Origin of the sequence: Nocardia spumae, assembly GCF_020733635.1 — a bacterium.
Lineage (GTDB): Bacteria > Actinomycetota > Actinomycetes > Mycobacteriales > Mycobacteriaceae > Nocardia > Nocardia spumae.
In genome coordinates this window covers 3,603,535-3,616,628 of record NZ_JAJFZL010000001.1, presented here as the reverse complement: position 1 = coordinate 3,616,628, position 13,094 = coordinate 3,603,535, and the positions used below count along the sequence as shown (strand labels likewise).

The 13,094-nt window shown below is 68.1% G+C and carries 11 protein-coding genes; 7 read left to right on the top strand and 4 right to left on the bottom strand.

The window, feature by feature from the left end; all coding sequences use genetic code 11:
- Positions 1-65 precede the first annotated feature (65 nt).
- Positions 66-833: a hotdog domain-containing protein gene (locus LKD76_RS16190; RefSeq protein ID WP_227982160.1), complete on the top strand. Its 768-nt coding sequence runs from the start codon at positions 66-68 to the stop codon at positions 831-833.
- Between the two features lie 464 nt (positions 834-1,297).
- Here LKD76_RS16190 and LKD76_RS16185 read toward each other — a convergent pair whose 3' ends face one another.
- Positions 1,298-2,077 (bottom strand): SDR family NAD(P)-dependent oxidoreductase, encoded by a 780-nt coding sequence (locus tag LKD76_RS16185; protein ID WP_227982159.1) that lies wholly within the window; start codon positions 2,075-2,077, stop codon positions 1,298-1,300.
- Positions 2,078-2,398: 321 nt separating this feature from the next.
- A complete protein-coding gene (locus LKD76_RS16180; RefSeq protein ID WP_227982158.1) occupies positions 2,399-2,887 on the bottom strand; it encodes a YbaK/EbsC family protein in 489 nt (162 codons plus the stop codon).
- A 95-nt stretch (positions 2,888-2,982) separates the two neighbouring features.
- Here LKD76_RS16180 and LKD76_RS16175 point away from each other — a divergent pair, with 95 nt between their 5' ends.
- The 3 genes from LKD76_RS16175 to LKD76_RS16165 all read left to right on the top strand — a co-directional run bounded on the left by LKD76_RS16175 (position 2,983) and on the right by LKD76_RS16165 (position 6,150).
- A complete protein-coding gene (locus LKD76_RS16175) occupies positions 2,983-3,501 on the top strand; it encodes a helix-turn-helix domain-containing protein (protein WP_227982157.1) in 519 nt (172 codons plus the stop codon).
- A 509-nt stretch (positions 3,502-4,010) separates the two neighbouring features.
- Positions 4,011-5,201 carry an NAD(P)/FAD-dependent oxidoreductase gene (locus tag LKD76_RS16170; protein WP_227982156.1) on the top strand — a complete coding sequence of 397 codons (1,191 nt, stop codon included), beginning with the start codon at positions 4,011-4,013 and terminating at the stop codon, positions 5,199-5,201.
- A gap of 10 nt (positions 5,202-5,211) precedes the next feature.
- Positions 5,212-6,150: a sigma-70 family RNA polymerase sigma factor gene (locus LKD76_RS16165; protein ID WP_227982155.1), complete on the top strand. Its 939-nt coding sequence runs from the start codon at positions 5,212-5,214 to the stop codon at positions 6,148-6,150.
- Between the two features lie 90 nt (positions 6,151-6,240).
- Here the strand turns inward: LKD76_RS16165 and rox are convergent, their stop codons facing one another.
- The gene (rox, locus tag LKD76_RS16160) at positions 6,241-7,680 is read right to left on the bottom strand and encodes a rifampin monooxygenase (RefSeq protein ID WP_227982154.1); all 1,440 of its coding nucleotides are present in this window, start codon (positions 7,678-7,680) and stop codon (positions 6,241-6,243) included.
- Positions 7,681-7,965: 285 nt separating this feature from the next.
- Between rox and LKD76_RS16155 the strand changes: the two genes are divergently transcribed.
- The 3 genes from LKD76_RS16155 (at position 7,966) to LKD76_RS31890 (ending at position 10,694) form a co-directional block, all read left to right on the top strand.
- Positions 7,966-9,189: a site-specific integrase gene (locus LKD76_RS16155; RefSeq protein ID WP_227982153.1), complete on the top strand. Its 1,224-nt coding sequence runs from the start codon at positions 7,966-7,968 to the stop codon at positions 9,187-9,189.
- 82 nt (positions 9,190-9,271) lie between these two features.
- Positions 9,272-10,534, top strand: coding sequence for an NAD(P)/FAD-dependent oxidoreductase (locus LKD76_RS16150; RefSeq protein WP_227982152.1), 1,263 nt, complete (start codon positions 9,272-9,274; stop codon positions 10,532-10,534).
- 37 nt (positions 10,535-10,571) lie between these two features.
- On the top strand, positions 10,572-10,694 hold the full coding sequence (locus tag LKD76_RS31890; RefSeq protein WP_255660097.1) for a hypothetical protein: 123 nt from the start codon (positions 10,572-10,574) through the stop codon (positions 10,692-10,694).
- Between the two features lie 51 nt (positions 10,695-10,745).
- On the opposite strand, the gene LKD76_RS16145 is transcribed toward LKD76_RS31890, so the two are convergent.
- On the bottom strand, positions 10,746-13,037 hold the full coding sequence (locus LKD76_RS16145; RefSeq protein WP_227982151.1) for a molybdopterin guanine dinucleotide-containing S/N-oxide reductase: 2,292 nt from the start codon (positions 13,035-13,037) through the stop codon (positions 10,746-10,748).
- Positions 13,038-13,094 lie beyond the last annotated feature (57 nt).

Below are 13,094 nucleotides of genomic sequence, written 5' to 3'. Positions count from 1 at the left end.
CCGTGAAGTAGAATCCAATATGCATGCCTCGGTTCAGGGCGGCACGCCGATCGGGAGGAGATGCCGTGAGCGTCGAAAGCAGACCGTCCCCGCGCCGCCATGTGCTGCTCGAAGTCGGCTTCGCCACCCGGCGTGTCGGCGACGAACTGCACGGCTCGGCCACCATCGTGCCCGAGTTGCACGTTCCAGGAACCGAGCATCTGCGCACGTCGATTCTCGCGACCTGGGCCGACACCGTCGCCGGGCTGCTGGCATCGCTGGTGATGCATCCGCGGGTGCCGGTCACGCTCGAACTCGACGTCACCCTGTACCGCCCCGCCCCCGCGGCCGGCCGCGTCGAGGCGATCGGGCGGACCATCAAGGTGGGCCGGTCGGTTTTCGTGGCGGAGATCGAATTCGCCGTCGACGACGAACCGCTGGCCCTGGCCGGCGCCTCGTTCATGGTGGCCCCCGATCCCGGGCTGCAGCTGCCCCGCGCACTGAGCATCGATATGCCGGCCGGGCGCCGGCGCCTGGCCACTCCCCTGGCCGAACGCGTTCCCTGTGAACGCGTCCGGCCGGGTGTGGCGGTGCTACCGCGCACCGACGAGGTGCTCAATGCCGCGGGCACGGTGAACGGTGGCCTCCTCGCCGTCGCCGCCGAGGAGGCGGTGCTGTCACTGGCGCCCGGCGACACCCTGAGCTTCCTCGGTCTGCGTTATCTGCAACCGGCCCGGGTCGGCCCGGTCACCGCGACGGCTGCGCTGCGTGGCGGGGTCGGACGAATCGAGTTGCGCGACAGCGGAAGCGACGACCGCCTCGCCACCCTCGCCACCGCGCGAACCTTCGGTTGATGTGAACATGTGCGCCGGCGACACGGCGCAGGCCGGCTTCCAGTTCCTCGGCGGTGACGGGGGTGGTTCGGTCGGCGGGGTCCATCGAGCTCGACGGTGAGGAAGCGGCCCGGCACGGGGCCGAAGGTATAGATGCCAGTGGTGAAATCGAATTCGGCGAGTGTGCGAACCAGGCCGCGGCCTCCGTCGCAGCCGACCAGCCAACTGGTGCGCACAATACGATTACCGCAGTCCACGGTGACGCCTATGCCGGCGGCGGCGAAGCCGCTCACCTCGACACCGCGCCTAACACCCGCCGATACACGGATCCCTGCGCGATGGGCCAGAGCGTGAACCCTGGATCACGTTGTGCGGCGGCCGTTCCCCCCGGCCTCGAACGCGAAGGTCGGCTGACGAACACGGTCGATCTCCCTATCTCGTCTTGTGCGGCGGCATCACGTGGCGCTTCATTACTGGGTGAGACGTCAGTGTGCGGTCCATCCGCCGTCGACCGGCAGTACAGCGCCGGTGAGGTAGGAGGCTGCCGGACTTGCGAGCAAGACTGCCGCACCGACGAGTTCCTCCGGATCGGCCCACCTGCGCATCGGAACTTGGTGGTCGAGGAAGTCCCGGACGTAGGGATCGTCATCGATGTCGTCGTTCAACGCTGTGCGGAACGGGCCGGGCGCCAGCGCGTTGACGCAGATACCGGTGCCCGCCAGTTCAGCGCCGAGGCTGCGAGTGAGTTGGACCACCGCGCCTTTGCTCGCCGCGTAGCCCGCGCGGCCGGCGGCGCCCACCAGACCCAGAGCGCTGGCGAGAGTAACGATGCGACCGTATCCGGCTTGCCGCATCGGCGCCAGGGCCGCCTGGCAGGCCAGGAATGTGCCGACGACGTTGACGTCGAGACAGTCGCGCAACGTGCCGGCGTCGAGCGTGTCGAGGCTACCGCGGGCCTGGATTCCGGCGCTGGTGACAAGCACGTCCAGGCGCCCGTAGCTGTCGAGTATGGCCTGGATCAGGTGGTGAACGGAATCCTCGTTGGTCACATCACACGACACTCCCTCGGCGACCTTGCCGGTGCGAGAGGCGATCTCGGCCGCGGTTCGTTCGCTTGCCTCCAGCCGTCGCCCGGCGACGATCACCGCTGATCCGGCGGCCGCCAGCCCCAGCGCGATGGCGCGACCCAGTCCGGACGAACCGCCGGTGACCAATGCCACCTGCCCGGTCAAGTCCGTCTCGGATCCGACTGACAGCTCGGCCATAGCCTCGAGTGATGGAAATTTCCGGTTCATCATCGCCTCCCTTCGATACTCATCCCATGAGTCGTTCCGTATACAGAACACTCTTGCAGCGGCAGATTAGCGCCGTTTCGGCCTCGGATCAACCGGTTATCCATAAGGCTCGCGGCGAGAGCGGCTGTCCCACAGCCAGACTCCGCGAACGACTCGACTCCGCCGCCGACAGCAACCACTCGACGAGCCTCGACGCCCCAGCATGCCTGCATTCACAGGACCGACCCTGTCCGGTAGGTCGATGCGCCGGTGGTGCCGTCGACGTCGATCGGCAGCGGAAGTCGTTCGCGGTTATGGCCTGACCGGAAGGAGCAGCCCGCCGGTAAGGCGGAGCAGTTCCTCGGCAGTGGTGTGAAACACCGTGTGCGGTGTTCCGGCGGCAGCCCAGAGCTGGGAGTATTCGGTCAGCGCGGCGTCGACCACAGTGGGCAGGGCCCGCGGATGTCCGACCGGAGCTACGCCGCCGATTGCCTGGCCGGTGACCTGGCGTACTTGTTCAGGGGTGGCGCGCTGGAGTTCGCCGCGGCCCCATCGCGCCGCGAGGGCGGTGGTGTCCACTCGGTGCCGGCCGCTGGTCAGGACCAGGACGGGCTCGCCGGCGGCGAGGAACACCAGGCTGTTGGCGATCGCGCCGACATCGCAGCTCAGTGCCGCGGCGGCGTCGGCGGCGGTCCTCGCCGAGCGGGTCAATTCGCGGACGCGGCCGTGGATTCCGGCCTGAGCCAGGGCTCGAGCCACGGCCTCACTGCGAGCGGGCAGAGTGCCTTCATCGGTTGCCACTCGATTCCACCTCACGATCCGACTGCCTACCGAAGTGTTCTGTATACAGAACAATAGACTGTGGAAGTTCCGGATCAACAGCCGAGGGGAGAACTATGGATCTGGCTGCGAGCGTCGGTGCGCGTGTGCGGCAGTTGCGCGAGGCGCAGGGGTTCTCGTTGTCGGAACTCGCGCGCAGATCCAGGGTCGGCAAGGGGAGTCTGTCGGAATTGGAAAGCGGACAGCGTAATCCGACGCTGGAAACGCTCTACGCTCTGACCACAGCGCTGGGGGTACCGCTCAGCACCGCCTTCCATTCCGTCGGGGCGGGGATGAGGATCTCCGGTGGCGCGGTGGACGCGATACTCACCGAACGCTTCGAGACCCCCCTGGCCGTCACCGAGACGTATCGAATCCGGATCCGCGCCGGACAGCGACAGGAATCGTCTGCCCACACGCCGGGCACGACCGAGCACATCATTGTTTTCGCCGGTACAGCACGCGTCGGCGCCGTGGCGTCCCCGGTCTCGATCGGCCCGGGCACGCACGGGAGCTGGATCGCCGATGTCCCTCATCTGTATCAAGCGCTCGACGAGGATGTGGAAGCCTTGCTAGTCGTCCGCTATCCACGATGACATCGCACTACAGGGTCGGCTGGTACACGATGCCGGCTTTCGAGGCCTGGACCGACCACCTCGGGATCAGACCTTCGCCGCGCGTGCTGGTCGTTGCGTAGCCTGCGGCGGTCCGCTCTGGCCGGTTGAGCTCTTCGATGTCGAGCCGAGCAGTTCCTCTGCGCGAGCCGAGGTTTCGTACAGCTTCCGCGACCGTGTTCTCTTCCGCAGGGAATTGCGCCGCGGGCGACGAGCCGGTCGATCGAGGTGCGTGAGCGCACCGGGGTGCCGGCACATGCGGTTCAGTAACGCGGAAAGTCGCGCTGAGCGTCTCGGCTGATGATTCCGGGCCCAGGAATGTCGGCGTGCCTTCGTCGATGGCCTTGGGGCGTCCTCCGTGGTTGCCGGGGGCTCGGACGATTTCCCGGCGGCAGAGCGAACTGCGGAGTGACCCACATCACCGGCTGGTGCTGTCAGGGATGTGGGGGCTGTCTCGTTCAAGGAGCACACGAGCCAGACAGGAGCGAACCATGAAGCATCGCATCGTCGTCCTAGGGGCCGGATACGCAGGAGCATTCACCGCTGGTTGCCTTGCCCGCAAACTCCACTCCGGCGACTTCGAGATCACCGTCATCAATGCCGAACCCGATTTCGTCGAGCGGCTGCGCTTGCATCAACTGGCCGTCGGGCACGAGCTCCCGCACCGGCCGCTGGCGGAGGTGTTCGCGGGCACCGGGATTCGCCTGCGAGTGGCCCGGGTGACCGAGGTCGATCCAGAGCACCGGACCGTCACGGTCGCCGCCGGGGAGGGGTTCGATCGGCTCGGGTACGACACCCTGCTCTATGCGCTCGGCAGCACCATCGCCGACCACGGCGTTCCGGGCGTCGGCGAGCACGCGTTCCATGTGGCCGACCGGCCTTCGGTGGCACGCTTGCGCGCCCGCCTGAACACGCGGGGCGCGAACGAAAAGGTGCTGGTCGTCGGTGGCAACCTGACCGCGATCGAGACTGTTACCGAGATTGCCGAAGCTCAACCGGGAATTCCGATCAGCCTCGCCACCAGCGGCGAGCTGGGCGGCTGGCTGGGCCAGAAAGCTCGCCGTCACTTGTTGCGAGCCTTCGACCGGTTCGGTATCGAGCTGCACGAGTACACCCGCGTCGAGCGCGTCGAGGCCACGGCGGCCGTGACCACCGACGGCACGGCTCTCCCTTCCGGCGTGACCGTGTGGGCCGCGGGCTTCGCCGTTCCCCCGATCGCGGCGGCCAGCGGCCTCACGGTGGAAACCAACGGCCAGATCACGGTCGATCGCCAGATGCGTTCGGTCTCGCACCCGCAGGTCTATGTGGCCGGAGACAGCGCCTTCGTGATCGGTGACAACGGCCTGCCGCTGCCGATGTCGTGCGCGTCGGCCGGATACACCGGCATGCAGGCGACGGCCGCGATCATCGGGGACCTGACCGGGCGCAAGATCAAGTCGACCGCCCTGACCTACTTCGGCAACCACATCAGTCTCGGCCGCAACGACGGTATCTTCCAACTGGTCGACGAAGACGCGCGATCGAAATCCGGCGCGCTGGTGGGCCGGCCGGCGGCGCGTGTCAAGGCGGCGATCATCGCGGCCAGCGGTTGGAGCACCAGCCATCCGACTTTCGGACTACCGGGCCGCAGATACCGTTCGGCCACCACCCCGGAACACTTGCTGCATGCGGCCACCGCATAGCGTGGCGCTCATGGACAGTGTCACCGTGGCACGTTTCGAGGCCAGCCGGGCTCGGCTGGCCGCGATCGCCTACCGGCTGCTCGGCTCGGCCGCCGACGCCGAAGACGCGGTGCAGGACGCGTTCCTGCGATGGCAGGCAGCCGACCGGGAGCGCATCGAGGTGCCCGAGGCCTGGCTGACCAAGATCGTCACCAACCTGTCCTTGGACCGACTCCGTTCGGCGAAGGTGCGGCGTGAACGCGCAGTCGGAGCGTGGATGCCCGAACCGCTGCTCGACGGCGACCCGATGCTGGGTCCTGCCGACACGGTCGAGCAGCGCGAGTCGGTGACCCTGGCCGTGCTGACTCTGATGGAGAATCTGTCCCCGGTCGAACGTGCCGCTTACGTACTACGCGAAGCCTTTTCGTACAGCCACGCCGAAATCGCCGAGATCCTCGGCATCTCCGAGTCTTCGAGTCAGCAACACATCCACCGAGCTCGGCGTCGCATCGCCGTCGCCGCCAACAACACCGACATCGACCCGACCTCCGCGCGCCGAATCGTTCAGGCCTTCGTCGATGCCGCCACCTCGGGCCGCACCGAACGCCTCATCGCACTGTTGACCGACGACGCGACCGGCGTCTCCGACGGCATCGGCGGGCTCGCCGAGAAGCTGATCGAGTACTCGTCCCCCGATCAGATCGCGAGCGTGGTGCGCGCCGGGCTCACACCGACTCCGGCCAAACGCCGACTCGTCGGTGGGATGCCCTCGATCCATGCCGCGGTGGTCAATGGCTGCCCGGCCATGCTCATCACGATCGATGATCGGATCGTGGGCGTCGCGATTCTGGAGATCCGCGGCGACAAGATCGCAGGCGTGCGCGGCATCGCCGCCCCACATCGGCTCGGTCGCCTCACCGCGCAATGGCAGCGGCAGCAGCGCGATGTCGCGCTGCTCGAATCGTGGTAGCCGGCCGCCCGATTCGATCGCAGGACGGTTCGATTCCCGATACCGGTCGATCTCATCACCTTCGGCCGGTGGTGTGTTTGCACGCGAGCCCTACCGGAACGCCGTTCCCGCGGGCGCACCGAACCATTTCGGCAGCGCGTCGAGCAGATCCTGCTGATCGCCTCCGACCCACGCCACATGCCCGTCGGGGCGCAGCAGCACCGCGGGCACGTCCAGTTCCTCGCTGCTGTCGACGATGTGATCGATTCGATCCGTCCAGCCGGTGACCGACAGCATCCCGGTTCCGTCCAGCAGCAGCCCGCGGCCCTGGTGCATGCGCTCGTAGAGCCGTCCCTGTTTCAACGGCACATCACGCAGCCGGCGGCCCAGCAGCTCATGCCCGGTGCCGAAGTCGTAGCGGATCGCGGTCGCGGTGATCTTCTCGGTCAGGAACCGGTTGACCTCGGCGAAATCCATCAGTTCGGCTACCAAGCGCCGGACCGCCTGGGCACCGGGCTCGAGCGACATCAGCTCCATCTGCGCGCGCGTGTTGTCCAGCACCGCGGCGGCCACCGGGCGGCGTTCGGCCTGATAACTGTCGAGCAGCCCGTCCGGCGCCCAGCCGGCGACCGCGGCCGCCAGTTTCCAGCCGAGATTGAACGCGTCCTGAATACCCAGGTTCAGGCCCTGTCCCCCGGTCGGCGGATGGATATGTGCCGCGTCCCCGGCCAGGAGCACTCGCCCGATGCGGTAGCTGTCGGCCAGCCGGGTGGCATCGCCGAAGCGTGAGAGCCAACGCGGTGAGTGCGCCCCGAAATCGGTGCCGGCGACCGCCCGCAGTTGCCGCTTCAGATCATCCAGCGTCGTCGGCACCGTACGGTCGGCCACCACCTCCGCGGCCGGCACCACCACCCGGAACACCCCGTCGTCCAGGGGTGCGATACCGAAGCGCCGTTGTGTCTTGCGGACCTCTGCCATCACCTCGCCGATCGTGTCGAGCGGTGCGTCCAGCTTCACCTCGCCGAGCAGCGTCTCCACCCTGGCGGGCTCGCCGGGGAACGCGATGCCCGCCAGTTTGCGCACCGTACTGCGGCCTCCGTCGCAGCCGACGAGATAGCCTGCGCGCAAGTGTGTTCCGTCACCGAGTTCGACGCTCACCCCATCGGCGTCCTGATTCAGGCCGATCACCTCGCAGCCACGGCGGATCTCCACCCCGATCTCGACGGCGTGCTCGGTCAACAGGCGATCACTCACGGTCTGCGGAATGCCGAGCACATAGCCGTGCGCGGTGTCCAAGCCCTCGGGTTGCGGCGCCGGAATTCCGGCGAAGAAGCCGCCCACCGGATGCCGCCGACCGTGCGCGAGGAACCGGTCCAGCAGACCGCGCTGATCCATCACCTCGATACTGCGCGCGTGCAGACCCATCGCGCGCACGACCTTCGTCGGTTCGGCCTCCTTCTCCAGCACGAGCGCGCGCACACCGTGCAGCCGCAACTCGCAGGCCAGCATGATGCCGGTGGGTCCGCCACCGACAACGATCACATCAATCACGAAACCCCATTCGACCCGGTGGTGACCGATCCGCGAAACAGGTGAACTTCGCAGGTCGGACGGTTGGCTCGATGATTGTGCAGCACCACCCGGGCCTTGCCGCAAGGCCCCCGGTGCGTTATAAGTTGAGGTGGGAGCAATGGCCGAGGCGGTGCGGGTTCGACGGTCGTGAAGCGCCGAGCACGACGCACGCGGTAGGTCCGCCCCCTCACCGCGGCATCTCGGTCCATCGTTCGCGGCGTGGACGGGCACAGCGCGGCTCGACTCCCGGTAGCCTTGCCCGCGATGAGCGCCTCACCGGATCCCGTTGTCGTCGATATCGCTGTGCCGGATGTGGTTCGGACGGAATTGCGCCGGGGTGTGCGCAGTGTGCTCGTCGACACCGTCGCCTTACGGATGGTGCGGGAGCGCTTCGATGCCGAACAGGCCGCGGCGTTGAGCCGCTACCTCGAGGCATCCCAGTCACCGAATACGGTGCGCGCCTATCGATCCGACTGGATCGCGTGGTCGGCGTGGTGCGCCGCCGAGGCCCGCTGCGCGCTGCCGGCCGACGCATTGGATGTGGCGGTGTATCTGGCCGCCGCCGCCGATGCGCGAAAACCGTCCGGCGACTGGGCATTCGGACCCGCGACCCTGGAACGCAAGAGCGCCGCCATCGCGGCGGTGCACGCGGCCAACGGGTTGCCCTCCCCCACCCGATCCGACGTGGTGCGGTTGACCCTGCGCGGTATCCGCCGCACACGCAGAAGTGTGCCCAACCGCAAACGCCCGGTCCTGTTGCACACCCTCGAGCAACTGCTGGACGGATTGCCGGCACCGGGCTGGCCGACCGAACCCGCCCGCCGCCGCGATCGCCTCCTGCTGCTCGTCGGATTCGCGGGCGCGTTGCGACGCAGTGAACTCGCCGGACTGCGTATCGGCGATGTCGTGGTGGCCCTCGATCATCGGACGGGCGAACCGGTTCTGCTGGTCCGGCTACCTGCCACCAAGACCGATCCCACCGGCGCGGCCGCCCATTCGGTCGCATTGCCGCGCGGTGTGCGCCCGGCCACCTGCCCGGTGTGCGCGTTCGCGGACTGGATCGCGTTGCGCGACATTCATTCCGACGGCGGCACCAACGCACTGCGGGCCTGGATCGCCGAGACTGCCGCGGACGCCTCCGCCGATATCCATCGCTGCCACGGATTCACCGGCGCGACAACCCGGGCGAACCCACACGACGCCCTGTTCCCGCCCGTCTCACGACACGGCGGTATCGGCGCGAATCCGATCTCGGGCCGTGCGGTGGCCGAACTGGTCAAGCGTTACGCCGCCCGCGCCGGACTCGATCCCGCCCTGTTCTCCGGGCATTCGCTGCGGGCCGGATTCGCCACCCAGGCGGCGCTGGGCGGGGCCAGCGATCGCGAGATCATGCGGCAGGGCCGCTGGTCCAATCCGCGCACCGTGCACAGCTACATCCGGACAGCGAATCCGTTGGAGGACAATGCCGTAACCAAGCTCGGACTGTGACGTCAATGTCGAGACGTCTCATTCGCGCATCCGCGCGACGAGTGCCGCGGTGCAGGTCGGGGGCGACTTGTACGCTGGCGATGTGGACCGGCGAGCGCGACACGCGAAGCAGATCGTCGTTCTCGGCGGTGGATTCGCGGGCCTCTGGAGCGCGGTCGGCGCCGCCCGGAAACTCGACGAACTCCCCCGGAACCGCACCGGCCCGGTGCGGGTGACGCTCGTCGATCGCAGCGCTTTCCACCACATTCGGGTACGAAACTACGAAGCCGACCTCACCCCGGCGCGACTGCCCCTGGACGACGTTCTGCGACCGGTCGGCGTGGCCCGCGTCCAGGGCGAGGCGGTGGCCGTGGACACTGCCGCCCAGGTGGTGCGGGTTCGCGGGGATGACGGGCCGCAGCATATTCCTTACGACGGGCTGGTGCTCGCGCTGGGCAGCGAGCTCGTGCGGCCGGCGGTTCCCGGGCTCGCCCAGTTCGCCTTCGATATCGACACCTACGACGGCGCCGCCCGGCTACACGCCCACCTCGCGTCGCTTCCGGGAAAGCCCGCGGGTACGGGCCGCTACACCGTTGTCGTCGTGGGCGCCGGTCTGACCGGTATCGAGGCGGCCACCGAAATGCCGGCGCGCCTGGCCCCGATCATCGAGCAGAGCGGCGGGAAAGGCGCCCCCCGGGTGATACTCGCCGACCACAACCCGCGCATCGGATCGGATATGGGCGACTCCGCGCGGCCGGTGATCGAGGCCGCACTGCGCGAACTCGGCGTCGAAACATTGCCGGGGGTCGAGATCGCCGCGGTGAGCCCGCGAGGCGTCGAACTCGCGTCGGGGGAACTGATTCCCGCGGCGACGGTGGTGTGGTGTGCCGGGATGCGAGCCAACTCGTTGACGCTGCGGCTGCCGGTCGAGCGCGACCGGCTCGGCCGGATCCCGGTCGACGAATATCTCAGGGTCGAAGGTGTAGCCGATGTGTTCGCAGCGGGTGATGTCGCGCGAGCCATGGTCGACCAGGACCGGCCGTCGGTGATGTCGTGCCAGCATGCTCGGCCGATGGGGCGGATCGCCGGGCACAACGTGGTGTCCTCGATGTTCGGCGCACCGATGATTCCGTTGCGCATCGGGTGGTACGTGACGGTGCTCGACCTGGGCGCCGCGGGCGCGGTATACACCGAGGGTTGGGATCGGCGCGTGGTGGCCACCGGTGCGGCAGCCAAGGAAACCAAACAGGCCATCAACTGTGCGCGGATCTACCCGCCCCGCACCGGCGACCGCGCGGCCATTCTCGCGGCGGCGGCTCCGCTCATTCAACAACCACCCGAAACCGATGTGGACCCGCAGCTGTGACGGCGGCGGTAGAGCCGCCGTCGTAGGCGACGCCGGGGTGTCATCCGAAATCGGGATGCGCGGCTCGGCCGGCTCGGATCATCTCGACGCGCACGAGCCGGCACCCGTTGCGCTGGAACGGATCCGCCGGATCATCGCCGAGGACAGGGACCGGCGCTGAGGTGCCGGGGACGATCGCGGGCTCGACCGGAGCGACCGCGATCGTCTCCGCTCACTGTTCGGGCTCGATCTCCGGGGCGTGCACGACCGACAGTGCGGGCAGCTCACCGCGATAGGCCTCCAGCTGCACCAGGGCGAGTTGGCCGACACTGCCCTGGCTGAGGGTGGAGGACGGGCGATCGGCGGTGAGTACGTTCGGGTTACCGTGCCGGCAGAAGGACGGATCGTCGGGGTCGGGGTCGTACCAGGCGCCGGTCGACAGTTGCGCGACTCCGGGTGCGACGGCGTCGTCGACGATCAGCCCGGCCAGGCATGATCCCCGATCGTTGAACAGCCGGACGATATCGCCGCCGGTCAGGCCCCGGGTGTGCGCTTCGGACGGGTGCAGGCGCACCGGTTCGCGGTCGTGGATCTTCACCGATCGGCTGTGAGCACCGATATCGAGCTGGCTGTGCAGTTTCGTGCGCGGCTGATTGGCGACCAGCTGGAGCGGAAAACGTTGTGCGGCAGCGCCACCCAGCCATTCGTCGGGTTCGATCCATACCGGATGTCCCGGGCAGTCGGGAAGGTCGTAGCCGGTGATGGTGTCGGAGGAGATCTCGATCCGTCCGGTCGGGGTGGCCAGTGGATAGCGTTCGGGGTCGGCGCGGAAATCGGCGAACGCCACCTGCGGCGGATCGGCCACCGGCAACTCGAGGCCCGGACCGGACCAGAATTCCTCGAAGTCCGGGAACTGCCGGCCCCGATCCGCGAGGTCGGCCAGCCACTGCCGGTACAGGTGCGACAGCCATTCCTCGGTGGTGCGGCCTTCGGTGAATTCCTTACCCGTGCCCAGCCGTTCGGACAGTTCGGCCAGAATGGCGTAATCGTCGCGTGCTTGGCCGTGCGGTCGGGTCAGGGCCGGCATCGGCCACAGGAACCCGTCGTTGTCGCCGGTGCCGAAATCGTCGCGCTCGATGGACATGGTGGCCGGCAGGACGATGTCGGCGTGGCGGGCGGTGGCGGTCCAGAACGAGTCGTGTACGACCACGGTGTCGGGTCGCTCGAACGCGCGCCGCAGCCGCGCCAGATCCTGATGATGATGGAAGGGATTGCCGCCGGCCCAGTAGATCAGCCGGATATCGGGGTAGCGCAGGTGTTGTCCGTTGTAGCGAAAGGTTTCGCCGGGGTGCAGCAGCATATCGGCGATACGCGCCACGGGTATGTAGCGGTCGATGGGGTTGGCGCCCTGCGGCAGCCGTGGCAGCGGCACGGTGCGGGTGGGTTCGCCGATACCGGCCGCGGATCCGTACCCGTGCCCGAAACCTGCTCCGGGCAAGCCGATCTGGCCGAGCATCGCGGCCAGCACCACACCGAGCCAGGTCGGCTGCTCGCCGTATCGCGCGCGCTGCAGTGACCAGCTCACCGTGATCAGGGTGCGGGCGGCGGCCATCTCGTGCGCCAGCGCGCGAATGCGATCGGCGGGTACGCCGGTGATCGCCGCGGCCCATCGCGGATCCTTGACCACACCGTCGGTGGTGCCGCGCAGGTAGTGCGCGAACGGCTCGTATCCGACGGTGTGTGATCGCAGGAAGTCCGTGTCGGCCAGTCCGTCGGCGTCGAGTACCTGCGCCAAGGCCAGCATGAGCGCGGCATCGGTGCCGGGACGCGGGGTGATCCACTCCGCGTGCGCCGACGCGGAGATGTCGTCGCGCAGCGGGGTGACGGTGACGAAGCGGCAGCCGCGCTCGTGTGCCCGCGCGAGCCAGTCGTGAGTGTGATGGCGCGAGACGCCGCCCGGGTTGACCGCGGCGTTCTTCGGTGAGATGCCGCCGAAGGCGACCACCAGTTCGGTGTGTTCGGCGATCACCGATTTGGCGGTGAACCGCCCCATCAGTGCGAACAGATCACCCAGGACATAGGGCAGCAGGACCGTGGAGGTCCCCAAGCTGTAACTGTTGACGTGACGAACGTATCCGCCCAAGCAGTTGAGGAATCGGTGCAGCTGGCTCTGCGCGTGATGGAAACGTCCGGCACTGGCCCAGCCGTAGGACCCGCCGTAGACGGCCTCGGCGCCGTGATCGGTGTAGACACGCCGCAATTCGCCGCCGAGTAGATCCAGGGCGCGGTCCCAGGACACGGCGACGAACGGTCCGGTCCCCCGTCCCGGTGCGCCCGGACCGTTCTCCAGCCACGATTTGCGGATGTGGGGACGGTCGATGCGAGTCGGATGATGTTGTGCCGAGGCCACATTGCCGATCAGGGGTGTCGGTTCCGGATCCCCCGGCCACGGCCGCACATCGAATAGCCGGTGACCGTCGCTGTCGGCGTCGAACGCTCCCCAATGCGTCATATGCGTGGCCATGTTCCGAGCCTAACCGCGGGAACCGGCACCGGCGAACGAATTCCCAACACCTGGACA

Bases quoted from the DNA above. Each gene is read 5' to 3' on its own strand.
- LKD76_RS16185 (WP_227982159.1), bottom strand. From the start codon at position 2,077: ATGGCCGAGCTGTCAGTCGGATCCGAGACGGACTTGACCGGGCAGGTG.
- LKD76_RS16175 (WP_227982157.1), top strand. From the start codon at position 2,983: ATGGATCTGGCTGCGAGCGTCGGTGCGCGTGTGCGGCAGTTGCGCGAG.
- LKD76_RS16170 (WP_227982156.1), top strand. From the start codon at position 4,011: ATGAAGCATCGCATCGTCGTCCTAGGGGCCGGATACGCAGGAGCATTC.
- LKD76_RS16165 (WP_227982155.1), top strand. From the start codon at position 5,212: ATGGACAGTGTCACCGTGGCACGTTTCGAGGCCAGCCGGGCTCGGCTG.
- LKD76_RS16155 (WP_227982153.1), top strand. From the start codon at position 7,966: ATGAGCGCCTCACCGGATCCCGTTGTCGTCGATATCGCTGTGCCGGAT.
- LKD76_RS16145 (WP_227982151.1), bottom strand. From the start codon at position 13,037: ATGGCCACGCATATGACGCATTGGGGAGCGTTCGACGCCGACAGCGAC.